We start from the raw sequence: 23,815 nt of genomic DNA, 5'->3' as shown, positions 1-23,815 counted from the left end.
CGTCCACGTCAAGGTCCCCGTTTGGCGGTTGGAAGGCTTCCGCCTTTTGGCCCGAACGAACAGCGTCCGCCTCCCCGAGCGGCGGGCTATTTTACCTCGAAAGGTCAGGCGGGCACTTCCTCAGACAAGCGCCCGCCTGCCCTCATGCCTCACTGCGATTGCGACGTAAGTATCGTGTCGCTGAGATGCAATGCGATCTTGGACGAGACGAAGTTGCAGGCTTTCTGGATGCCATCGTTCTTTTTGTGATCGCAATAGTCTGAAACCGCCTTCACGCAAAAGAACATCGGTTTGACGACGTTTGTGTTCTTGGCAGCATAGTAAAATCCGTATGACTCCATGTCCGCAGCCAGGATGTCCTCGTTGAGGCTAGTGATCCGGGGCATGATGAATTCGTCAGCGATCACGGCCGAGCCCGAGGCTACGGGGCCGTAATGGATATCAGGGACGCCGATCTCCTCCTTTGAGAGACCCTTAATGACTGTTAGATCTTCATCGGGAAATTTGAAGCCTGAGTTCTTGAGCGCCCTGCACGAAGATGTAACCGGCACCTGGTCTAGGGCCAAAGGCGTCGGACGAGCCAAGAACGTGCGCCGCCCGTAAGTCACGGTGCCATCCGGGTTATTGATCTCTACGTCCGTAACGCCAGGTTGTTTGACCTCGTGCTTCTCGATAGCCCACTTTCCGTAGTCCCAATCGAACACCTGCTGGAACACCACAACGTCTCCCAGCTTCACTTTTCCCTTGATGCCCCCACAGATCCCGGACATGACGACGAGCTTCGGTCGGTACTGCGACAGCAAGACCTGGGTCGCGGACGCGACTGATGCCTGTCCGGCACGCCCGACCGCAAACACTACCCCTTTGCGGGGTTTGCCGTCGGAGGTCGTGAACATGAACTTCCGGGCACCAGGAAGGCCGTCTGCCTCGACCAGTGTCAATCTGTCGCTGTAGACGGCGAGTTCGGAGTCCAACGCTGTGATGACGCACAGATCTACGTCGTATTGACTGTTCAGGCTCTCCTGGCGGGCTTTGGCAACCCTTCGCGCATAGAGCAGTTTGTCGAGGAGCTCGCGTTTCCAGTTTGCTTCGTCATCTTCTTCGATCACCGCGAGAACATGCGAGCCGATCAACTTAGACACGGCCTGCACAGCGCTCGGCTCCTTCGTGATCCCGATGAGGTCCGCCGGAATGTGAAGGGTGTCAGTTTCGAAAATCTCAACCAGCATGTTCTCCACGGCTTCATAGCTCGGACTTCCGCGCCCCTTCTTGTAGGGGAGCGTCAAGTCGATGATGGCGATGTCGAACATCCGCTGCCTGAGTTCCGAACTGGCCGACCGAACGTCTTCAGCTATGACAACATCGCCGCGATCAGATCCACACTCCACGATGAGGTCGGCAATCTGCTCAGCAATTTCCATCCTGTCGTGTACGATAAGAGCCTTCATCTACTTTCTCCAAATGCTCATAAGCCGCTGAAGCTCCTGCTTCCATGCCGCGTCCTGATAGCGAACCACGCCGAGGAAGTTCGTGCCGATCTTGTTGCGAGCCGTGGCTCCGATCTCGTCGAGGCCAACCAACTCAGCCATCCGCTCGTCTGCCCTTGCGGCTTCGAAGTAGTCGAAGCCCGTGATGATGATCGTAGGAAGGTTGACTTCGAACAGAAAGAGGTACTCGATGATGTCGAGCCCCCCCAGATTTGCGTGGCCGCCCCTGGAGACGTTCACAGTCCCGCCGCGGATGTCTATGGACATATCCAATAACAGGAGTGCCCAGTCCTTCGTTTTCAGTTCGTTTACCGCCGAAACGGCAGTTGTGGAGCGGTGCAGTTCCACTCCACCCGAAAGGTGAGGTTGCACTACACTCACGATGTCGCCGAACTTCTCATCGCGGTCTTCAACGATCAGAATGTTCATGCCGCATAGTTCCCGATTGGAAGCAAGACGTGGAAACCTCGACGCCTCTTGAAGACAGTGATCTCTGTTTGTTCGCCGACGACCGATGCTGCCAGGAATGCCACCTTCTCAAGTCCTGTATTGCCGCTGTTGAAAATCCCCTCGGTGTAACTGCCGGATGGCCTGCCCTCCAGCGTCCGCTTGGGTTCGTTGTCGCCGAGCCTTGGAGATGAGAACAAGACCATCATTCTGTCCGCTGTCGCGACTGGCTTCACGCGGACCCTGGTGTCTTCATCGCATCGGTACTTCACCGCGTTTAGCGTCAACTCGGACATGGCGACAAAGAGATTTCTGATGTTCTGAGGCAGCACTTCAACCCTTTCGAAGGCCGGGGATAGACGCGAAAAACCGAGCTCTCCCTTGCGTACCTCGTGTTCGAAGCGCCCCTCGACTGCCAGGAGCAGTTCTTTGAAACTGATCGACTTGGCCCGTGCAGATGCGGGCGACTTGAACCACTCTCCGAGTTCACCTGCAGTCCGGTGGACAGCCTGCAAGACCGCTAGTTGGGCCGCGCGGACATTCAAAGACGTCTGCGTTAGCCGGGCTTCGGCCGAGGCTTCTTCAATGACCATCTTCAGATTGTCGGTGAGCTCCTCTGATAGAAGCACTCGCGCCTTTGCCAGGTGCGCATCGAGACGAGATCTGATCCACTCGATGACACCATCGATGAGATCTTCTTGGGAATTGGACTGGGCAAACCGCGTTACAAAGGAATGGACGTCGGCCTGGCTGGGAACGAAGTTGAACAATGCGGTCTCGGGCGAAACACGTCCGGTATGCATGTATTTGCGGACCCATTCGCGAACCTGTCCGGAGACGGCGTCCTTGTAGAGAGACAGGATCGCGTTTTTGACAGGCATTCTAAGATTGAGTGCTAGACGGACAGCCTCGAGCGCTCGATCGAACTCACGGCGGATGTTGTCGTGTCGGATACGGATGGCGAGAACGGACTCTATGCCGTGCGCTGGATTTGAAAGGAAGACGTCGATGGCCTGAAACGCCATGTGTGCCACATGGTTCTCATTATTCTTCAGGACGAACTGCCCAGTCTGTTTGTTCGAGAAAATGTGGACGAACTTCGTCGTGGCCTGCGAGATGATATCCAGCGAGTTGTATTTTACGGAAAGAGGCAGGTAGGCGTTAAAGATGTCTGCGGTGGCCGCGAGCGCTTCATTGCGAATTGCGTCCCAGTTTATCTCGAATTGATTGGCGTTGACGCTCATGAGTGAGAGGACACTTGTAACAGCCTTCTGCTCTTTCTCGAGCTCCTGCTCGCTGATCGTCTCTTCCGAAAAATTGAAAGTCTTTACGAGACGTTCCAGTGCGTTCAGTCGCTCGCTTACCGCGGCGGTGAAGTTGTTCTCGAGGTCGAGGTGCAGGATTTCATCCGGTGACAGAAAACGTCTGAGAAATACGATCGACGATCGACCATATTCCGTAGCGAGGTCTTCAGAAAATTTTGCGACGCTGGGATGGCGTGAGGCCCAGGGTTCGAGCGCAAATCGCAAAATCGCTGAATCGTGTCTTCGTTCCTCGCTCTGCCGCAGCATAAGAACAAAGATCGCGTCCCGGTTATCGAGGAAGGGCTTGATCCGGAATGTCTGGATGATCTCATCGAGGACCGCCCAATCAATTCCCGACAAGTATCTCTGGCTTCCGAAGAGAGGCATGGACGAGCGGATGCTGCTGAACCATTCATGGAAGCGGAAATTGGCTTCGTTATTTCGCTGCCCCCAGTGGAAGAGCTTTATCCAACGCCTGTCCGCCGGGACCATGTCGGCGATGTGCTTGTCGACGGCCGCTTCCAGCTTCTCAATGGGCTGATCCAGCCTGCCTCTTGCCGCCAAAAGGCGGAGAAACGCGTATCCACGCGGCGACGCGGCAGTCCAAGACGTCAACGTCCCGAATACCTCGACGTGCGCAAAGAGGTCGGTAAACTCCGTACCGAGGCCTCTGCGTGGCCACATGTACAGCGACGTCATCACCACCCTGAGAAATCGGCCGGCCGTGCAAAACCCATATCTTGAAGCCCATGCAGTGGCGTCGTGGAAGTCCGCGAGGTCCGGGTACTTCTCGAATCGCAATCGGTGAAGCGTCTCCAGGAGCGGGCCACGAATCACGGGCCCGTCCGAAGCGTCCAGCGAAACGATGCCTTGATAATATTCGGCGGTTTCTTGAGAGAACTCCAAGTGTCCAAAAAGGCTTGGAGCAGGGCACGTTTCGAAGCGCAGTTTGGTGCCAAGAAAATGATCGACGATGCTTTGAAGGCGCGAATTGGATGTTACGCTTGCCAATTGAGTGAGTAGCCGCAGCGCTTCCGGCGATGGGTCCTTCGCTCGGGCGGCCAAAGATTCGTAGTAGCGCGCGACCAAGATTACAGCGTCATATGGGTGGGTCAGCAGGGCTAGGTAGAAGATGAACGGAGCCGATGATGATATTATGTGGTTGTCATCAACGAGCGTCTGTACGATCTCTCTTTCGATGTTTAGGATTTTTGTATCTGCATAAATTTGCCGCAGGAAGAAGTCGAAGTGCAGGGATTCCGCTTCGGCCGTAAAATAGTAGCTGAGCGGATACAGCAGACGCCGCCGGAGCCAATCCGCGTAGAGCCCAGATCCAAAGTATTTCGAGATATTCTCGTTGCTGTCTCCGAACAGCGCGCAGTAGGCCTTCATCACAAAGACCGACTGTGAGCGCCTTTTGTTATGCGTGAACTGCGTCGTAACTTCTTTGTTCATGCCTCCTGTCAGGACGGCGGTAGAGAGAAATCTGTCGAAACCTTCGACGTCTTGGTAGAGGTCGATATTGCACTCTACGTATTCGCAAACCAGGCTTAGGTAGCTGACAGTTCCTCTATCGCTTGAGTTCAACTCGGCCAAAAGAGGGAAATCTTTATTGGAAAGCTCAAGCGCTGTGAAATTTTCGTCAGGTTTTATCTGGAGGAGTTTCTTTGCCAGAAATTTTCCGAGGCTCAGGAATGCGGCGGCATCCGAGACTTTCTGTGCAATCTTCCATCTAAAGGATCTGTACCCAATCTCCCCGCGAGCGATGTTCTTCAGATCTAGTTTTTTTGCAGCTTGCATCATTCACTCCTAAGTGGAGTCAGAAGCGCAGATTCTCGTTGAGCAAGCAATAGGTGCTGTTGGCACAAACAGCGCAGCGGGCTACTGAAGCGGTCGACGACCTGTCGGAGTTACGATCGGAGGCTATTAAGCGCGGCCTCGAAGATAGGGCCGCAGAAATATCCTTGTGATAGATTCGTAGTCGTAGGCGAACTATTCTCCGCCGCGGCATTGTACGTGAGAGGCTCGTTGACCTCGAAAAGTGCAGTCCGCGGAGGCTATCCTCGGCTCCGTTATCAACGACTCGCCCCGTTGCGTCTTCATCGCATCGATTCCGTCAAATACCCGGGTGAGCACCTTCACTGCGTGGGCAGTGAAGAAGCGTGCCTCTGTCTTCAGCGGGCGCTCGAATGAATGACATGTACCTGCCATTCTCGATCATTTGGCGGTAGTTCCTCGGGCGCCCAGGAACCGAGCGAACTGAGGACGCTCGCAGAATATGGATATGAACTCAGACTGTAGCATCAAACCCCTCGCTCAGGCGCGCATCCTTAACCGCAGTCGGACAGAATCGGTGAGATTCAACGTAGACTGCCACAGTTGCCGCGCACGGGTGAATGATCGTCACATTAATTGGGTGCCAAATGCGCGGATAACCACATGAATCCTTGGATACGGTTGCGGTGCTATCGCTGCTTGTTTGTCCCATGTGTTCGAAAGGATTGAGTCCTTTGTACGAGTCATTGGCTTGCGTTTCGCGTACGGAGATTGATCGTACGCAAGGATTTAGTCCTTTAGTGTACGCATTCTTTTCGAGCAAATGCGGTCGCAAGTCGGGGACTGTCAGAGGCTGGTGCGCATGGCAACGCCGCGACAGCCTGTTGAGCAAGACACGGGAAGACGACCGAATTTCCTGAAATGGAAGCCATGCGGCGGATTAGGGCTCAATCCAGGGCTACATAGCCTTCGTCGCCGATCCGTCGGAACTCGTCTTTGGCGCGGTTTAGATAGATGCGGATCAGTTCGACGGGCTTTTCGCTTTCGATGACGAAGCCAATCTCGTCCATCTTCACTTTGATCGCTCGCTGGGTCATTGGACGTCCGGCCTCGCGAAGGATGGTTTTCGCCATTTCCCTGATGCGTTGCGCCGCACTATTGCTCTCATCGTTTGCTGGGTTTTTCTGCTTGTTGGACCGACGATCGTTGGGAGCATCGCCATTCATTTCGCCGATCACCCGCCTGAGGCTGTCGATGTGCTCCACCTTCTTCGCGATCTCGCGTTCCTGCTCTAAGCAAACAGCCCTCAGAGACCCCAGCACCATTTGCTGCTCATGCAGTTGAGCTTCTAGTGTTTTCAACACTGTACGAAGCATCTCTTTGGGCTCGTGAGGCAAACGATAGTCCGTGTACGAAAATTGGTTTGTTTATGTCCGCTCTTGTGGCTATGGTCCCCGAGCGATTCGGTCAAGCAAGTGACGAGTGAGTACGCAGCAACGTACTCACTCGTGCGATCCGGCTCCCAAACCCGTTTAAGAAAGGAGGCCGTATGCATTCGGTTTAACACCATCAGTCCCTCCACGCCATCTTTTTCCGGACAAAGCCAAACGATCGTTCGTAAATGCAGTAAGCATTTGAAAAGGTTCGCTTTGGCTTAGGACGCTCCGCGCGAGTTCGAGCATGTCGATGCCTTATGGCATCCATCATGACCGCCCGACTTGTGCGCGATCGCGTGTTTGTCCGAATCAACGAGAGCGAATCCGAGGGTGCCATCAAATTCACGAAGCGAGATCGGCGAAACCGCAGCGCATGCATAGCGCGACGGAACGGCCGTTCGCGCCCACGACTCCTCGAACTGCAGCTTATGCACCAGGATTAAACATGACTGAGAATGATGAACATCGGGTTCGTACACTCGATACAGATCCGCAAATGGGATCGGCCGAGCGTCAGCTAAATTGGATAAGAGTGGGATTTGCGGTGCGGAGACAGCCTGTGTCCCAGACGAAGCTCTGCCACCTCGAAGAGCCTGTAGGCATCTTCACAGGCTCCTGCCAGGGACCTCAAGGTGCGCCGCGTTCGAGCGAGGTGGCATCATGCAAGCCCTGTCCACCCTATGTGGTGCCATCCGATCCGGCTTCAAATACGGCTCCAACTGAAGGTCGAGAGGAGCGCCCGACTTCCTCGGATAAGGAGCTGTTGGTGCGATGGATGCCATTGCTTCGACACGAAGAGGAAGTGACGACCAAGGATAAGGATCGAACTGGTAAAGACAGCTTGGCGTCGCATGGCATGGCGCGAACAATTTTGCGCCTGCTGGGAGGCAACAACACCCGTCCGGAGGGTCCCGATGACGAACAATAAGTCCGGCTCTTCATTGAATTTTAGAACACTCGAGCGCGGACGCTTCCATCTCATTGTACGACAGAGTGTACGGGAGGACGGCATGCGGGTAAAACGGCCCGTCTTGTATCTGGCGATCCCCGACGCCACGGGTATCAGGATCTCGCGGTATCAGCCACTCCTGGACTACTACGCTGACCACGCGGCCATGTCGTTCAAGTGGATGCATAACGCAGCCCGCGCCATGGGAACGCTGGTCGACCATTCTCTCTCGGTCGCCGGATCCCCGGACTATCATATCTGGAAAGCACAAGGGGTCTTGCAGAGGCGGCTACTGCGCGGCCTGGCCAGATCCTTGGTGAACGGGACTATGCAGCTTGCGCCCAACGGTCGGGTCGTTGACGCCACCAAGCTTTACTGGAACGGACTCGGAAAAGGTCAAGCGAAGGTCCTGCTATCGGCGCTAACGCTCCACTTCAGATGGCTTCGCGACGACCCGGCTGCGTCAAGCTGGGTGCGAGCTGCCGCTACTGATGCGACGGCGACCATCCCAAGCGTAGCCCTTGGGCTTGCGATGGAACTGGCGATACGCAAGCAAAACTCGCTCCTTATTCACCTGAAGGGTACGAAAAAGGAGCCATCTCATGCCTTTCCCGGCGTGATACGCCGAGCGGCGAAGGTCATCGATGCGGTTCCCGCATTCCCGTCCAAATACGTTGCTCCCTTCCTCCACCGGGCGTTCATCGACGAGGCTGGAGATGGAGACGAAGCAGCCCAGATCGTGTCGCATCTGATTTTCGCGCTCGGGATTCGCGCGAGCGAGGCCTTTCACCTCTATGCGACGGACATCCAGTTCATCCGGGACGATGCCTTCATCTTCTTTCATCATCCAGAGTCTGGGAAGATAAATAGAGCTGGTACTGAAATCACGCGCACCGACTACCTCCGTGATTTCGGCTTCATCCCGCGCAATCTCGACGAGGGAAGCCCCTTCAAAGCAGGGTGGAAAGGCATGGCGGGCGACGATGTGGGAACGCCCGGCTTTTTCCTGCCGATCGGGTCGCTTCGACGCCGAACTTCAATGCTTCTCAAGCGGTACCTCCTCATTACACGCCCGGCGATAATGGCGAGACGACCAGCATCGGCCGCAGATCATCCGTTTCTATTTGTGACTGCTCGACGACACGACACACCGCACGGTGTCGGGGTGGGCGATCCATACACAATGTCCGCCTTCGATTATGCGTGGACCCAGGCGATCAACTGGCTCGGCAAGCGCTACGACGATCCACAGATGCTCGCCCCAGAAAAGGATCGCGGTACGACGAAACACGGTGGGCGGCATTTCTACGGCAGGTTTTTGCATTCTCTGGGGGTGGAGGGACCGATAATCCAGCGTTGCATGCATCATGCGTCCCTCAAGTCGCACCACGTCTACACGCGCCTGACGGCATTCGAGATCAACTACTTGCTCCAAGAGGTGATGGAGAGTGGGTCGTCGTCAAAATCGAAATTCAGGGACATGCGGATGGCCTTCATGGCGCAATTCGATGACCCAGCGTTCTTCACACAGCAACGCTGATCGGAGCCAACTAATGCAAGCGAAACCAAACGAAGGACTGCCAATGAGGGCGCGCCTGGATGGGCGGTGCATGCACCCCACATCACTCAAGTTGCAGCAGCTCTACACGCGGTTCACGGCCGCCGAGATAGGAGACCTACTCCGAGAGGCGATGGAACAGACATCGTCCGAATCGAGTGTAAACGCCCGGAGCGAGAAAGACTGATGACCTTCTTTACCAGCAAGAACGGCGAAGAGATCTACCTTAATCTTGAACGAGACGACTTGACGGACGGCGAGAAGGTCTTTGAGCCGAAAATTACGCGAGCGCTCGATTTGGTAAAGTCGGCGGGAGCAACTAAACGCATCACCGCGGAATATCTTCTGGCGGCCGATGAAATCTATGATGCCGGCGTTTGCATATCCCCCTTCGCGATATTCGAGCGCCCCCTGCATAGAGAACTCTGCAAACACTTCAACGACGTATCGGAAATCGGGTGGGAACTTCGCGAGGCGCTTGATGCTGCCGGCGCGTTTGCTTTCCTGGACGGAGTAAACAACCGTGCCACATCGCAAGGGACTGTCGAGCGGATTTTAGCGGTGTTCAGCGTTTCCGCATCGGGACTAACCTCGATCGAGGAAATGCCGTTGGAGTTCGTCCATGCGGTTGTCGATTTCTTCCGGTCGCCTGATGGGCTCAGTTGGAATCAACAGATCCTGGGAAAAGGAGGGGTAGCCGCTCAGTGTATACTGAACGTCGTTGCTGGCCTGGCCAAGATATTCAACGATGGCTCGCTCCTTCAAAAAGGGCGAAAACATCGTGCTCCCTCTGTAAAAACACCGACGAGTTGGCACGGTTTTCAATATTCGACCGATATCCTCGATCGGGAAATGTTGCATTTCTTTGACGAGTTCCGTGAAGAGACACGGATGAGGCCTGCTTTGGCTCAGTCCGCAGTATTGAACTTGACGGCATACCTCCGAGAAAATTTTCCAACCGAGACAATTCGTCGAGTTGCGGCGACGGCAGCGCGTCCGGAGACTTTTGTCTCGTTCATGAAGAGAAAGGGCGGCGGCGCGGCGACAAGGAACATGCTCGCCACAGTGAAAGCGGCGAGAAAGCTTTCGATAAGCATAAGCGAGCAAGTGGGCGACGGCGCTGGGGCCAGGACAATCTTCGACCTTGTCACCGCGAAGGAGGTCGCCAGACTCGAAGCTGAGGTCAAGAAAATCAAGAAGCCCAGCAGCAGTCGGTCACGGCCGCTGCCCGAAAAGCTTATCCCGCTGATGAGAGAGATTCTGGAAGAAGGTGGGAAAGGGTGGCCCGGGAAAAACTTTCGGGTAGATCTTCAAGTTTCTGGCAAGTTGAGAAACGTCTACTGCCCTGTGATCCCGTCGCTTTTCCAGGTCATGCTTGAGCTTCCGCTGCGCATGGGGCAAATCCGGCGTCTGGACAGTGGCGAAGGTGATGTCAGAATCTTTGATGGCGACACCTTGAAGTGGAAGCACAATTCAGGGCCGCTTTCCGGTTATTGGGCCGAGCGCGCCGGGCAACCAACGGACGGCTTTCCGACAAAAGGGTACGCGATCGAGATCGAAGACGAGATCAGGCCGATCACTGGGTTTTGGGTGAACACAAACAAAACTGGAAAGCCATTTGCAATTCCATGGCACCTTCCGAAGGTGTTCAAAATCCTATCAGATCTCCGAAAGTGGCAGGCTCGATACAATCCGATTACTGCTCCGATCGGGCCTGAAATATATCTGGACGCGCCTCAGCACTATCCTGATGCGACGAAGGCAGAGATGCCGGAGATTTTCCCGCTGAGCCGCCTCTTCCCCACCAATTTCTGGCCGACGCCAGGGCGTACTGTAACACGCTCTGAACTCGATCACGCATGGTGCGAGCTGTTACTTGAGATCGAGAAACGATGGAACCAGCAGCATTCCGCAAACCAAGTAACTCTGGTGGACATTCACCCGAAGTCCAATCAGCCTTATCGACCAAGATACAACATCCACGGACTTCGTGTCCGCGGATTGACGCACCTGAGACGTGGAGGGATGCCGCTCGATTTGCTGAGCAAGTTCATAGCCGGACACGCCAGCCTTCTGATGACAATTTACTACACCGAGCCACATGCATCGGAGGTGGCGGACGCGGTCGAGAGTGCTGCCGCCCGGTCACTAGCCCAGCGCGATTTCATCGACGATCTTCGGCGCTGGGAAATCGACGAGGCGAGGAAGAATACGGTTTCCGTTTCGCCGAATGCAGTGCGGAACGCAATTGAATCAGAATCGCAAATGCAATTCATCAACGTCGCCATCGGCGTCTGTCCATTTGACGGCAGCCGGTGCAGGGACGGCGGCGCAGTCAGCCGAAAGGACGAGGGAGACGGGACCTCGAAGACTGTCTACGAACCTGTGGAACCGCGCAACTGTGTCATGTGCCGGCACTTCATTTCTGGGCCTCCATGGCTCAACGAACTCACGGAGTACGGCACGAAGCTGTGTGCGCGTCGCCGCGATCTCGCCCGGGAAGAAGCGAGGCTTAACCAGATCGCGGGTGAACGACATGACGCCCGCCTGTCGGGCCTGCTGTCGGCGGATGCTTTTGACAATGAATGTGATGACCACGGAGCTGAAATACAGAAAGTCAAAAATGAACAGGAAGTGGTCGAAAATTCGATCTTCAACATTGAGCTCTTATGCAATGCAAGCGTGAAGTTGCTTGACCAGAACCCCAATCAGGACGCTGGCATCATGCTGGTCGCGAATGCCCGATCTTCGGTAGTGGAATTCAAGGAGGTGTCGGAGTTCGAGCAGGCAGTCCGCATTACTGCTGCAGGCCGTGTACATCGAATTCTTGGCGATGACCGCATCGAGGCTCGCCGCGACGAGTGGATTGCCCAGATGTTGTTCCATAGTGGAATCACCCCTCCGCAGTTGATGACGCATGTGAGCCCCGAACATCGTCGCCGGGCGTTGGACCAATATGCGCTATACGCGAACGCGCGAATTCAAGCCGATGCGATAGATGGGCTGATTGATGGAACCCTGCGCCTGCACGACTTAGGAGTTGAGGACCAGGTGCGAAAACTTATCGATACGGCTCTTTCCGATCCGATTACCTTCGGAAGCTTGCCGAGCAGAACAACCGCTCTGCTGGAGAGCGTTTGATGGCAAGTCGCATCGGAGCCATCATCGCCATTGCTGATAGGAAGTCTGAAAGCCTTCTTGAATCCTTGCCCGACGAAAGTCGGGCAAGGTCAAACATTGAAGGCATTAACGGTATCTGTCGAAGCTTGCTACAACGGCGGACTCCCATCCTTCCGACCGCGAAGGTCGTGTCGGAGGAAGGGAGGAAACATAACCCCTACTTCCCGCTAGAGCGGACGATCTACAACTCCTACCAACAGCCGCTGAGAATTTGGAGGAAAGCCTATCACGATGTCATGAATATCGACGCCGATCCGGCGATCTCTGTGGACGAGGTCGCCAAGATCGACACTTCGGTGATGACACCATCGATGAGTAACCTCGTCGATCACCTGAAGGCGATAGTTGCCGAAGTGACGCAGCGAAACAACGTACTCAAAAAGATCATCGACGAAGGCGTTCCAGTTCAAGCTGCCGATGCTCCGGAATCGCCAGATGCGGACGAGGTCATGAACGCACTCGGAATCTGGCTTCGAGACGCAGTGGATGGTCCTTTCAAGCTCGATGAAATTGGGCTGCGGGTCACAGGGAAGACGCCGCCCGGGACACGCGTGATGAGTGCCACGCTATTCGGTGCCCTGAAGAAGTTCACCGACGATTACGAACGTATCCGGAAAACGAGAAAAGCTCGAGAGCGATGATTTTCGCGGTTCAAGCTTTCCCATCGGGCCACCAGAGCACTCACGTTGATAACAGCGAGCAACTTTTCCAGCGAAATTAGTCCGCTAAGCCTTGAATGGTGGCGCCCCTGAGTCGAAGAACTGTGCGGAGAGATCGATGGAGATTCCTGGATGCTCGGTTTCGGAACGCTCGGTCTGAGTCGGCCCTCTATCGATACGGCCCGAATCATCCACGATGCTCAGGACAAGGTGTCTACCTACCTCTCGAACATCTATAATCTGTGGCAGCTCGGGACATGGCCACTTGGCGAGGAGCGACCTCTGCCGAGCAACTGGGAACGTACTGCCGGAGAGTGACTTGTCCGAGTTGATCAAGGACACGCCCGCAAAGCCCTTTGTACAACTGAAGATCGACGATCAGTTCGTCGGCTTGGCTCAATCGGCAGAGGGAGTACGCCCCAATGCCAATCTACGCAGGAAATGGTGTCCACGAGAGGATTCGAACCTCCGACCCCAGGATTCATACCACTTCGACTTTCGCCGCCGCTTCCGCGTTCGTGGTCTGGACTGTCCCTTCACCATGAGCACGAATGCTTTTAGGTGCTGCCCGTCCAGTCTCTACACACTTCCCTGAATTTCTTCAGGGCTTGGCTCGGGATTGGCATGCTGGAAGCCCAGCGAAGCGTTCCCCGACTTTGAGCAGTTAGATTGTAATAGTTTCCTAATACAACCCCCAATTGAGGAATCCTGTGCTCTATCCTGCTGAGCTACGTGGACTTCTTCCTGTATTTGCGGAGCCGTCGTAACTCATGCCTCCGCAAATTTCAATCCGACCTCGTCGGTAAGTTTACTGGCCCCGCGTTCCAGCGCGACGGAGGCCATTTGCGCCAACAGGTAAAAATCCTCCCCTAGAAGTTGCTCTATCCTGCTGAGCTACGGGACCACTTGGATAGCACCCATACAAAAGCCCGGCCCCTTCGCCAAGTGTTTTTGCGTGGAAGTGAGCCGGAAATGCATGCGAGGCGCGTCAGGGGTAACGCTCTGAGCGGCTGGCGCATGGGGCGCCCACCATCGATTTAAATCGATTGCAAAACGGGCTGGTCTTTCAGGTCTTTCGAATGCTAAGCAAGGCATGCGTCGGCTTGAGGAGGCTGGCGCTCCCCTTTTGAGACCTTCATCAGAGACCTGATCCACATATGTTCATCGGAATAGATTGGGGCGGCACAAAAATGGAAGTCATCGCGCTTGGGCGTGATGGCGAAACGCGCGCCCGGCATCGCGTCGCGACCCCGACCAGCGGCTATGACGACTGCATTCGCGCCGTTCTCGACCTTGTCTCCGCAGCCGAACAGACGGCGGGCGAAAAGGGTTCGATCGGCATAGGCATTCCCGGCAGCCCAAATCCGCGCACCGGTATCGTTCGCAATTCCAACGCGGTGCTGATCAACGGCAAGCCGCTTGGGCGTGACCTCGAAGCGGCGCTCGGTCGCCCGGTCCGGCTCGCCAATGATGCCAATTGCCTGGCGGTTTCGGAAGCCGTCGACGGTGCTGGAAAAGACGCGCATGTGGTCTTCGGTGTCATCGTCGGCACCGGCCACGGCGGCGGTCTTGCGATCGACAAGAAGGTGCATGCCGGCTACCAGGGCGTTGCCGCCGAGATCGGCCATTATCCGCTGCCGTGGATGACAAAGGACGAGTATCCCGGCCACAAATGCTGGTGCGGCAAACACGGCTGCCTCGACATGTACGCCTGCGGCACCGGCGTCGAACTCGACTATCGCCTGACGACAGGTGTCGAAAAGCGCGGGCGCGACATCATCGAGGCGAAGCGGGCGGGCGATCCGGTGGCAACCGGCGTCTACGAGCGCTTCGTCGACCGGCTCGCGCGCAGCCTGGCGCTGCTCACCAACATCGTCGACCCGGATGTCTACGTGCTCGGCGGCGGCATGTCGAATGTCGACGAGATCTATGACGACGTGCCGCCGCGGGTGGTCAACTATCTCTTCGGCGACACGTTCGAAACCCCCATCCGCAAGGCGCTGCATGGCGACAGCTCCGGCGTGCGCGGTGCGGCCTGGCTCTGGAAGGACTGACCCCATGAACATCGACAAGGATCTGGCCCGCATCGCGCGGCAGGAACAGGAGTTGCAGTTCGAGCGCTTCGACCTCGAAACGGCCTGGGAGCTTGGCGCGGCGCTGCGCAAGATGGCGGTCGAGCGCAAGCTCGGCGTCGTCATCGACATTACCCTGTTTTCGATGCAGGTGTTCTACGCTGCGCTCGAAGGTGCGACGCCGGACAATCCGAACTGGGTGCGCCGCAAGCGCAACACCGTATTCCGCCTGTTCAAGAGCAGCTACGCCACCGGCCGCGAGCTTGCCAAGGCGCAGACCAACCTGCAGGCAAAGCTCGGGCTTGCCGATGCCGACTATGCCGCCCACGGCGGCAGTTTCCCGATCGTCGTCAAGGGGACCGGCTGCATCGGTGCCGTCACCGTATCCGGCCTGCCGCAGCGCGAGGACCACAATATGGTGGTCGAGGCGCTCTCGAGCTTGCTCGGCAAGGATCATGACGCGTTGAAGCTTGAGGGCTAAGAGTTGGCAGTGGATATTTTTTCGCAATCGCGCGCGCTGTCTCAGTGGTTAGCCGACAAGGCCCTGCCGCTCTGGCGGGACAAGGGTGTCGATTCCACAGGCGGCTTCGTCGAGACGATCGACATGGCGGGTGAGCCGACGCGCGCCAACCGGCGTGCGCGGGTGCAGCCGCGGCAGGTCTATTGCTTTGCCGAAGCCGGCCGACGCGGCTGGACCGGCGACTGGCAGGGTGCCGCCGAAGGCGGGCTCGCCTATTTCGATCGTGTCTTCAAGCAGCCGAGCGGCTTCTACGGCGCGCTCGCCGATGCCGACGGCAATCTTCTCGATCCGTCCTTCGATCTTTACAATCAGGCTTTCGCGCTTCTCGCCTTCGCCTACCTCGCTGAGGTCGTGCCGGCACGGAAGGCCGAAATGATCGAACGCAGCAATGGACTCCGGTCTCGGATAGAGGCGCATGTCAAGCATCCGGTCGCCGGCTTCGAGGAAGACAGGCCGCCGCGGCTGCCGCTTTGCTCCAATCCGCATATGCATCTCTTCGAGGCCTGCCTTGCCAGTGAGGCGGTTGAAGGCTTCGATCAGGTCGCCTGGGCCAATCTCGCCGACGAGATTGCGGATCTGGCGATGGACCATTTCATCGATGCCGAGACCGGCGTGCTGCGCGAATTCTTCGATCACGACTGGGCGCCGATTGCCGGCGACAAGGGCCGCATCGTCGAGCCGGGCCATCTCTTCGAATGGGCCTGGCTGTTGTTGCGCTGGGCGGAGCGTCGTGGCAGCGCCGAGGCGATCGTGAAAGCAAGGCGGCTCTTCGATATCGGCGAGGCGCACGGCATCTGCGCGGACCGTAACGTCGCAATCATGACCCTGCTCGACGATCTCTCGGTGGCCGATCCGATCGCGCGGCTCTGGCCGCAGACCGAGTGGCTGAAGGCCGCGGTTCGTTTCGCGGCGCTGACCGGCGGCGCCGAGCGGGAGCGTTATCTCGCTTCGGCCGCGCGGGCGGCAGCGGCCCTTCAAACCTTCCTCGACACACCGGTCGCGGGCCTCTGGCGCGACAAACAGAAGGCCGATGGCAGCTTTGTCGACGAGCCTGCGCCGGCCAGCAGTTTCTATCATATTCTCTGCGCCATCTATGAAACCGAGGACTGCCTGGCCCGGCTCTAATTTTCCGATCCTGCGCAGCACTTTCGTTATGGCCCGCCGCAATCGCGACGGGCCATTTTCTTTGCCTTGGTGGTCAAATGTGAGCTTGCCATATGTTGACATAAAGATATCTTTATGTGATTGACTCGTTTATTGTTTGTCGTTTTCAGAACGGGAGATTTCCCATGTCCGCCATCGGCGCCCTTTTCGGTGACGTTTCCTCCAAGCCGGACGGCTCCGAGATCATGCGCGCGCTGCGCGAAGCGGCCAGCGAACGCATCCTGATCATGGATGGCGCGATGGGCACGGAGATCCAGCAGCTCGGCTTCATCGAGCAGCATTTCCGCGGCGACCGATTCGGCGGCTGCGCCTGTCATCAGCAGGGCAACAACGATCTTCTGACGCTGACCCAGCCGAAGGCGATCGAGGACATCCACTACGCCTACGCGATTGCCGGTGCCGACATCCTCGAGACCAACACCTTCTCCTCGACCCGTATCGCCCAGGCCGATTACGGCATGGAGGACATGGTCTATGATCTCAACCGCGATGGAGCCAGACTGGCGCGCCGTGCCGCCAAGCGTGCCGAGGCCGCGGACGGCCGCCGTCGCTTCGTCGCCGGCGCACTCGGACCGACCAACCGCACCGCGTCGATCTCGCCCGATGTCAACAACCCCGGCTACCGTGCCGTCACCTTCGACGACCTGCGCATTGCCTATGCCGAACAGATCCGCGGGCTGATCGACGGTGGCGCCGATATCATCCTGATCGAGACGATTTTCGACACGCTGAACGCCAAGGCGGCGATTTTTGCGACCAAGGAAGTCTTTGCCGAGAAGGGCATCGAACTGCCTGTGATGATCTCAGGCACGATCACGGACCTCTCGGGCCGCACGCTTTCCGGCCAGACGCCGACGGCGTTCTGGCATTCCGTTCGCCATGCCGATCCGTTCACCATCGGGCTCAACTGCGCGCTCGGCGCCAATGCGATGCGCGCCCATATCGACGAACTCTCTGGTGTCGCCGATACCTTCGTCTGCGCCTACCCCAATGCCGGCCTGCCGAATGAATTCGGCCAGTACGACGAGACGCCGGAGCAGATGGCCGCCCAGGTGGAGGCGTTTGCGCGCGACGGTCTCCTCAACATCGTCGGCGGCTGCTGCGGCTCGACGCCGGCGCATATCAGCGCGATTGCGAGAGCCGTTGCCAAGCATCCGCCGCGCGAGATCCCGAAGGTCGAGCCGCTGATGCGGCTTTCCGGGCTCGAGCCGTTCACGCTGACCTCGGACATTCCCTTCGTCAACGTCGGCGAGCGCACCAACGTCACCGGCTCGGCCAAGTTCCGCAAGCTGATCACCGCCGGCGACTATTCGGCAGCCCTTGATGTGGCGCGCGACCAGGTGGCCAACGGCGCCCAGATTATCGACATCAACATGGACGAGGGCCTGATCGATTCGAAGCAGGCGATGATCGAGTTCCTGAACCTCGTTGCTTCCGAGCCCGATATCGCCCGCGTTCCCGTGATGATCGATTCGTCGAAATGGGAGGTGATCGAGGCGGGCCTGAAATGTGTTCAGGGCAAGCCACTGGTCAATTCCATCTCGATGAAGGAAGGCGAAGAGGCGTTCCTGCATCACGCAAAGCTCTGCCGCGCCTACGGTGCCGCGGTCGTCATCATGGCTTTTGACGAGGTCGGCCAGGCGGATACCAAGGCGCGCAAGGTCGAGATCTGCAGCCGCGCCTACAAGCTCTTGACCGAAGAGGCGGGTTTCCCGCCCGAGGACATCATCTTCGATCCGAACATCTTCGCGGTGGCGACCGGCATCGAAGAGCACAACAACTACGGCGTCGATTTCATCGAGGCGACGCGCGAGATCATCACGACCCTGCCGCATGTGCACGTCTCGGGCGGCGTCTCCAATCTCTCCTTCTCCTTCCGCGGCAACGAGCCGGTGCGCGAGGCGATGCATGCGGTCTTCCTCTACCACGCCATCCAGGCGGGCATGGACATGGGCATCGTCAATGCCGGCCAGCTTGCCGTCTATGATGCGATCGACCCGGATCTGCGCGAGGCCTGCGAGGATGTGGTGCTCAACCGCCGCGCCGACTCGACCGAGCGCATGCTTGAAATCGCCGAGCGATATCGCGGCCAGGGCGGCTCGCAGGGCCGCGAGAAGGATCTCTCCTGGCGCGAATGGTCGGTCGAAAAGCGTCTCGAGCATGCGCTGGTCAACGGCATTACCGAATACATCGAGGCCGATACGGAGGAGGCGCGGCTTGGCGCTGCGCGGCCGCTGCACGTGATCGAAGGCCCGCTGATGGCCGGCATGAACGTCGTCGGCGACCTCTTCGGTTCCGGCAAGATGTTCCTGCCGCAGGTGGTCAAATCCGCGCGCGTGATGAAGCAGGCGGTTGCCGTGCTCCTGCCGCACATGGAGGCGGAAAAGCTTGCCAATGGCGGTGAGGCGCGCGAGAGCGCCGGCAAGATCCTGATGGCAACCGTCAAGGGCGACGTGCACGATATCGGCAAGAACATCGTCGGCGTCGTGCTCGCCTGCAACAATTACGAGATCATCGATCTCGGCGTCATGGTGCCCTCGGCAAAAATCCTCGAAGTGGCGCGCGAGCAGAAGGTCGACATCATCGGTCTCTCCGGCCTGATCACCCCGTCGCTCGACGAGATGGTGCATGTTGCCTCCGAGCTCGAGCGCGAAGGCTTCGACGTGCCGTTGCTGATCGGCGGCGCAACGACCAGCCGCGTGCACACGGCGGTCAAGATCAACCCGCGCTACGACCGCGGCCAGACAGTCTATGTCACCGATGCAAGCCGCGCGGTCGGCGTCGTCTCCAGCCTCTTGTCGCCCGAAGCGCGTGACAGCTACATGGAGACGGTGCGGGCGGAATACCGCAAGGTCGCAGACGCGCATGCCCGCAACGAGGCGGAAAAGCGCCGGTTGCCCTTGTCGCAGGCGCGCGCCAACCAGCACCGGATCGATTGGAGCGGCTATCAGGTTAAGGCGCCATCGTTCCTCGGTACGCGCATCTTCGAAAGCTGGGACCTGGCGGAACTCGCCCGCTACATCGACTGGACGCCGTTCTTCCAGACCTGGGAGTTGAAGGGCGTCTATCCGAAAATCCTCGACGACGAGGCTCAAGGTGCCGCCGCGCGGCAACTCTTCGATGACGCCCAGGCGATGCTTGCGAAGATTATCGAGGAGAAGTGGTTCGCTCCGAAGGCGGTCGTCGGCTTCTGGCCGGCTGGCACCGTCGGCGACGACATCCGGCTTTTCACCGGCGAGGATCGGACCTCTAAGCTTGCGACCTTCTTCACGCTGCGCCAGCAATTGTCGAAGCGCGATGGGCGCCCGAACGTGGCGCTCTCCGACTTCGTTGCCCCTGCCGATAGCGGCTCCAAGGACTATGTCGGTGGCTTTGTCGTGACGGCTGGTATCGAGGAGGTAGCGATCGCCGAGCGTTTCGAGCGCGCCAACGATGATTACTCCTCGATCCTGGTCAAGGCGCTGGCCGACCGCTTCGCCGAGGCCTTCGCTGAGCGCATGCATGAATATGTGCGCACCGAGCTCTGGGGTTATGCGGCCGACGAGACCTTCATGCCGCAGGACCTGATCGGCGAACCCTATGCCGGCATCCGCCCGGCGCCGGGCTATCCGGCCCAGCCCGACCATACCGAGAAGGAGACTCTCTTCCGGCTGCTCGATGCTGACGCCGCGATCGGCGTCAGCCTGACGGAGAGCTATGCGATGTGGCCGGGCTCGTCGGTTTCGGGTCTCTATATCGGCCACCCGGAAGCCTACTACTTCGGTGTCGCCAAGGTCGAGCGCGACCAGGTCGAGGATTATGCCGAACGTAAGCGCATGCCGGTACGCGAGGTCGAGCGCTGGCTGTCGCCGATCCTCAACTACGTGCCGATGCCGGAAACCGAAGCAGCAGAGTAACGTTGCGATCGGGAATGATGGCGGGCCGATCCGGGCTCGTCATTAGTCGCGCTGCGCGTCGCGTTCGGTCTCATCATCCAGCGCGGCAAGGAAGGCCGTGAGCGCGGCATTGAAGCGGTCCGGCCGCTGCAGCGGTGCGAAGTGGCTGACGCCGGGAAGCAGGATGAACGCGGCGCCCGGAATGCTGTGCGCGAGATAGTCTGCGTGTTCGCACTTGATGAATTCGTCGTTTTCGCTCTGGACGATCGCGACCGGCACGACGATGCGGCCGAGGTCTTCGGCCGTGTAATTCGGCTCGGTCCTCTGCATCTCACTGACGGCACCGACGAAGGCGCCGAAAACATCAGGCGTTGCCGATAGCGCTTTGTAATCGCTCGCATGCCGCCCAAAGCAGCGGTCAAGCACCGGGCTCGGCTCGATCTCCCTGGTTCCGCTCGGGTCCATGTTGCATGCGAAGAAGAACACGCCGCTGACGCGTTCCGGTGTCATCGAGGCAAGAACGAGCGCGATGCAGGCACCGTCGCTCCAGCCGGCAAAGGCTGCCTTTTGCAGCTCCAGCCTGTCCATGACGGCGAGCACGTCAGACGCCATGAGTTCGTAGGTGTAGGGCCTGGCATCGCGGGTGCTGCGGCCATGGCCACGGCTGTCGATCAGGATGACGCGGTGGCCGGTCTCAAGCAGCGCCGGGACCTGAAAGCCCCAGTTGCCGCTGTGGCCAAGGCCGCCATGCAGCAGGATTACCGGTTTGCCCTCGCCATGGGCCGCATACCAGATGCGCGCTCCGTCGTGCTCGACATGACCCTCGACGGTTGCTGTGGGCAGGGGCGTTGCGCCATGCTCGGCGAAAGCCGCGAGGTCGTCATCCCTGAACTCCATGCACGCGGCCTCCGCAGCCTGATTCGCGACGCGGGAAGCTTAGTTCGCCGGTTGCGGCTCGGGAAAATGCCAAGAGCCATCGAGGATCTCCTTGCGCGGCCGGTAGAGCCGAACCGTGTAGTTCCAGCCGTCGACCACAGGCAGGCAATTGGCGAACTTGCCGTCGCAACCGCCGAACTGGATCGCAACGCTGCCATCGTCCCCCTTCTTGGCGGTGATGTTGTTGATCGCATAGGCGTTGTAGGAGTTCTTCTCGTAGAACCCTTGCGCGTCATAGACGCTGACTGACCAGAAGGCATCGACCGGCACGTCCTTGACGGTAAGCTTGTAGACCGTCCTGCCGTCATTTTTGGCCGGCGTCACGTTCAGATAGGTCGCATCCTTGTCCGGGTTGCCACCCCATCCGGTAGCAGTGCCGATCAGGTGGCGGATCGGGTCGACCTCAGCCTTGGTGCCAAACGCTTTCTTGAAGTCCGGTATCGTAGAACCAAGCACCAGCAACGCCTCGCGCACCGTCTTCTGGCTTGCCGGATCCCAGGCCGGGATCTCGAACTTACCTTCAGCCTTCAGGCTGACCTTGATTGCGTCCTGCAGCGCATGCACTGCGGCAATATCCTTCGGGTCGGCCGGATCGACGAGGGTGCGGATGCCGACGACGACGTAGCGGGTTCCGACCTTTTCCTTGGTCAGCGTCGTTTCGCCGGCGCCGTAGACGACTTCGGGTACATAGTGATCCTCGCTGATAACCTGCATCGACATGAAGCGTTTTCCCGCGTCCGGCATGGTGATGGTGACCGGGCCGGCATCGAGATCGAACACGGCTGACGAATAGAGCGTGTCGCGATTGAGGCGGATGACGGTCTGATTGTCGATCGAGGCGGGCTCGCGCCGGTGCAGGAACTTGCCGAAGGCGCCGTCCTTGACCATGCCGGCCGCATACATGTCGCTCTCGGCGCGAATGAAGTTGTCGACGCCGACGGTCACGGGGTCGGCCGCGCTCGAGGGTGCTGCGCCGGCGATCAGCAGCGCGCCGGCTGCGAAGAGAGAACGAGTGTTCATCATTATCGGGTCCCTTTTCATCAGTTGGCGCGCTGCATCGGCGGCGCCTTCCATTTGCCGTCCAATGCGTCCGGCTTCGGCCAGTAGAGTCTCATGGCCGTGAAGAACGGACCGCTCGGTGCCGGCAGCCAGTTGGCTTCCTTGTCGGCGCCGGGTGACGCGTGCTGGATGTAGAGCGTCACGCCGCCATCGGCGTCCTTCTTCAGATCGCCGAGCATCGGCGAATTGATCAGGTAGCGGTTGAGTGGATTGGCGTAGAGCAGGCTCGCCGGCAGTTCGTAGAGCGTCAGCGACCAGAAGGCGTTGACCGGCGGCAGTTGCCCCGGTTCGAAGCGCAGCGTGTATCGGTTCTCACCTGAAAGTGGCTTCTTGTCGTCGCTGGTGAAATAGACCGGATAGATCGCTTCATCCTTGGAGTTGCCGTAGATGCCGAGCACGGCGCCGGACATGCGGTCGAGATAGCGACCGTTCAGATATTCGCGCGTGCCGAAGCTGTCGCTGCTCGTTCGTTTTCCGGTATCGAGTTCGGTTTCCTTGAATTCCTTGAAGGCGGCCCAGGCGTCGGCGATGCCGCCTTCGATCGCCTGCTGCATGTCAGGAGAAAACGTGTCGAAGTCGAAGCTCTTGCCGCCCCCGACATTGATCTTCGCGAAGCGCTCCATCAGGTCCTTTTCCGATGGGTTGGTCGGGCAGAAACCGAGGACGAAATTGAGGATCTCGAAGAACTCCGGCGAGGTCTTCTCCTCTGTGGCACTGAGCGGCCTGATGAAATCGACGGCGGGTGCCGGCGCCGGTGCAGCCTGACCAAGGAAGGACGACAGCGGCTCGACCTTATAGCCGGCCTGGATCTTCTTGACGTTCTCGATGTCGGCGGGGTTGAAGAGTTGCGTGCGGCAGAGCACGAAGGCGAATTCGGTTTCCGAGCGGATTACCGCCTTGATCCCTGGCGGCGTCTCGCCCTTCCAGTTCGGTCCTACCAGCAGGAAGGCGCCGGCCTCGCTGCCGGTGGCGCGGCTGCCGACATAGGCGAAGTTGAACGTGTACATGTCGATGAACTGGAGCGAGTAGTAACGCTCCTTTTCGACCGCAGGCACGGTCAGGACCAGCGGCTCGGCACGCAAATCAGCGCCGAGGAAGGAATAGGGCGTATCGGAATTCGGCGTCTGGATTGCCTTGTCCTCAGGCGTATAGACCCGCGCGGTGTTGTTGAGCGTGTTCCAGCCGCTCTTGAACTCCGGATTGCTGCGATCGACGAAATAGGAATGCTGGATCCGGTAGCTGTCGACGAGCGGAAAACCGTAGATATAGGCGTCCTTGGCGATGGCGCGCGCCTCGTCCGCGGAGAGGCCGATATCGGCAGCGCTCGCTTTCGTCATCTTGAGCACTGGCAGTGCCGTTGCAAGAGCGCCGAGCATCAGCAGTGACCGTCGTT

General features: G+C 58.4%; 14 protein-coding genes. 7 read left to right on the top strand and 7 right to left on the bottom strand.

Annotation, left to right across the window (positions count from 1 at the left end; all coding sequences use genetic code 11):
* Positions 1 to 149 precede the first annotated feature (149 nt).
* The 4 genes from PWG15_RS16685 to PWG15_RS16670 all read right to left on the bottom strand — a co-directional run bounded on the left by PWG15_RS16685 (position 150) and on the right by PWG15_RS16670 (position 6,390).
* Positions 150 to 1,448, bottom strand: a complete 1,299-nt coding sequence (locus PWG15_RS16685; protein ID WP_275021645.1) for a 5'-methylthioadenosine/S-adenosylhomocysteine nucleosidase family protein — start codon at positions 1,446 to 1,448, stop codon at positions 150 to 152.
* Positions 1,449 to 1,916 carry a hypothetical protein gene (locus tag PWG15_RS16680; RefSeq protein WP_275021643.1) on the bottom strand — a complete coding sequence of 156 codons (468 nt, stop codon included), beginning with the start codon at positions 1,914 to 1,916 and terminating at the stop codon, positions 1,449 to 1,451.
* Complete coding sequence (locus tag PWG15_RS16675; protein WP_275021642.1) at positions 1,913 to 5,038, bottom strand: hypothetical protein; 3,126 nt, start codon at positions 5,036 to 5,038, stop codon at positions 1,913 to 1,915. The genes PWG15_RS16680 and PWG15_RS16675 overlap by 4 nt, the downstream gene beginning before the upstream one ends.
* Positions 5,039 to 5,961: 923 nt before the next feature.
* Positions 5,962 to 6,390 carry a hypothetical protein gene (locus tag PWG15_RS16670; protein ID WP_275021640.1) on the bottom strand — a complete coding sequence of 143 codons (429 nt, stop codon included), beginning with the start codon at positions 6,388 to 6,390 and terminating at the stop codon, positions 5,962 to 5,964.
* A gap of 974 nt (positions 6,391 to 7,364) precedes the next feature.
* On the opposite strand from PWG15_RS16670, the gene PWG15_RS16665 reads away from it, so the two are divergent.
* The 7 genes from PWG15_RS16665 (at position 7,365) to metH (ending at position 20,448) form a co-directional block, all read left to right on the top strand.
* A complete protein-coding gene (locus tag PWG15_RS16665) occupies positions 7,365 to 8,939 on the top strand; it encodes a hypothetical protein (RefSeq protein WP_275021639.1) in 1,575 nt (524 codons plus the stop codon).
* Positions 8,940 to 9,143: 204 nt separating this feature from the next.
* Entirely contained in the window at positions 9,144 to 12,098 is a 2,955-nt protein-coding gene (locus tag PWG15_RS16660; protein WP_275021637.1) for a VPA1269 family protein, read from the top strand.
* Positions 12,098 to 12,778, top strand: coding sequence for a hypothetical protein (locus PWG15_RS16655; RefSeq protein WP_275021636.1), 681 nt, complete (start codon positions 12,098 to 12,100; stop codon positions 12,776 to 12,778). Before PWG15_RS16660 ends, PWG15_RS16655 begins: the two co-directional genes overlap by 1 nt.
* Before the next feature lie 1,175 nt (positions 12,779 to 13,953).
* Positions 13,954 to 14,850 (top strand): ROK family protein, encoded by an 897-nt coding sequence (locus PWG15_RS16650; protein ID WP_275021634.1) that lies wholly within the window; start codon positions 13,954 to 13,956, stop codon positions 14,848 to 14,850.
* Positions 14,851 to 14,854: 4 nt separating this feature from the next.
* Complete coding sequence (locus PWG15_RS16645) at positions 14,855 to 15,349, top strand: heme-degrading domain-containing protein (RefSeq protein ID WP_275021633.1); 495 nt, start codon at positions 14,855 to 14,857, stop codon at positions 15,347 to 15,349.
* A 9-nt stretch (positions 15,350 to 15,358) separates the two neighbouring features.
* Positions 15,359 to 16,513 carry an AGE family epimerase/isomerase gene (locus PWG15_RS16640; protein WP_425536709.1) on the top strand — a complete coding sequence of 385 codons (1,155 nt, stop codon included), beginning with the start codon at positions 15,359 to 15,361 and terminating at the stop codon, positions 16,511 to 16,513.
* Positions 16,514 to 16,677: 164 nt separating this feature from the next.
* Positions 16,678 to 20,448 carry a methionine synthase gene (gene metH / locus PWG15_RS16635; RefSeq protein ID WP_275021631.1) on the top strand — a complete coding sequence of 1,257 codons (3,771 nt, stop codon included), beginning with the start codon at positions 16,678 to 16,680 and terminating at the stop codon, positions 20,446 to 20,448.
* 42 nt (positions 20,449 to 20,490) lie between these two features.
* Here metH and PWG15_RS16630 read toward each other — a convergent pair whose 3' ends face one another.
* The 3 genes from PWG15_RS16630 to PWG15_RS16620 are packed head-to-tail and all read right to left on the bottom strand — an operon-like array spanning position 20,491 to position 23,759.
* Complete coding sequence (locus tag PWG15_RS16630) at positions 20,491 to 21,324, bottom strand: alpha/beta fold hydrolase (protein WP_275021630.1); 834 nt, start codon at positions 21,322 to 21,324, stop codon at positions 20,491 to 20,493.
* A 39-nt stretch (positions 21,325 to 21,363) separates the two neighbouring features.
* Complete coding sequence (locus tag PWG15_RS16625; protein ID WP_425536708.1) at positions 21,364 to 22,386, bottom strand: DUF1254 domain-containing protein; 1,023 nt, start codon at positions 22,384 to 22,386, stop codon at positions 21,364 to 21,366.
* Positions 22,387 to 22,403: 17 nt separating this feature from the next.
* Entirely contained in the window at positions 22,404 to 23,759 is a 1,356-nt protein-coding gene (locus tag PWG15_RS16620; protein WP_275024445.1) for a DUF1254 domain-containing protein, read from the bottom strand.
* Positions 23,760 to 23,815: the final 56 nt, after the last annotated feature.

The sequence above is a fragment of the Ensifer adhaerens genome, assembly GCF_028993555.1.
Classification (GTDB): domain Bacteria; phylum Pseudomonadota; class Alphaproteobacteria; order Rhizobiales; family Rhizobiaceae; genus Ensifer; species Ensifer adhaerens_I.
Note: the sequence above shows the minus strand (reverse complement) of the source record. Positions and strands in the feature narration are given on the sequence as shown.

Excerpts from the sequence above, each read along its gene's own strand:
- PWG15_RS16685 (WP_275021645.1), bottom strand. The coding sequence starts at position 1,448 with ATGAAGGCTCTTATCGTACACGACAGGATGGAAATTGCTGAGCAGATT.
- metH (WP_275021631.1), top strand. The coding sequence starts at position 16,678 with ATGTCCGCCATCGGCGCCCTTTTCGGTGACGTTTCCTCCAAGCCGGAC.
- PWG15_RS16675 (WP_275021642.1), bottom strand. The coding sequence starts at position 5,038 with ATGCAAGCTGCAAAAAAACTAGATCTGAAGAACATCGCTCGCGGGGAG.
- PWG15_RS16625 (WP_425536708.1), bottom strand. The coding sequence starts at position 22,386 with ATGATGAACACTCGTTCTCTCTTCGCAGCCGGCGCGCTGCTGATCGCC.
- PWG15_RS16645 (WP_275021633.1), top strand. The coding sequence starts at position 14,855 with ATGAACATCGACAAGGATCTGGCCCGCATCGCGCGGCAGGAACAGGAG.
- PWG15_RS16655 (WP_275021636.1), top strand. The coding sequence starts at position 12,098 with ATGGCAAGTCGCATCGGAGCCATCATCGCCATTGCTGATAGGAAGTCT.
- PWG15_RS16660 (WP_275021637.1), top strand. The coding sequence starts at position 9,144 with ATGACCTTCTTTACCAGCAAGAACGGCGAAGAGATCTACCTTAATCTT.
- PWG15_RS16620 (WP_275024445.1), bottom strand. The coding sequence starts at position 23,759 with ATGACGAAAGCGAGCGCTGCCGATATCGGCCTCTCCGCGGACGAGGCG.
- PWG15_RS16665 (WP_275021639.1), top strand. The coding sequence starts at position 7,365 with ATGACGAACAATAAGTCCGGCTCTTCATTGAATTTTAGAACACTCGAG.
- PWG15_RS16650 (WP_275021634.1), top strand. The coding sequence starts at position 13,954 with ATGTTCATCGGAATAGATTGGGGCGGCACAAAAATGGAAGTCATCGCG.
- PWG15_RS16680 (WP_275021643.1), bottom strand. The coding sequence starts at position 1,916 with ATGAACATTCTGATCGTTGAAGACCGCGATGAGAAGTTCGGCGACATC.
- PWG15_RS16670 (WP_275021640.1), bottom strand. The coding sequence starts at position 6,390 with ATGCTTCGTACAGTGTTGAAAACACTAGAAGCTCAACTGCATGAGCAG.
- PWG15_RS16630 (WP_275021630.1), bottom strand. The coding sequence starts at position 21,324 with ATGGAGTTCAGGGATGACGACCTCGCGGCTTTCGCCGAGCATGGCGCA.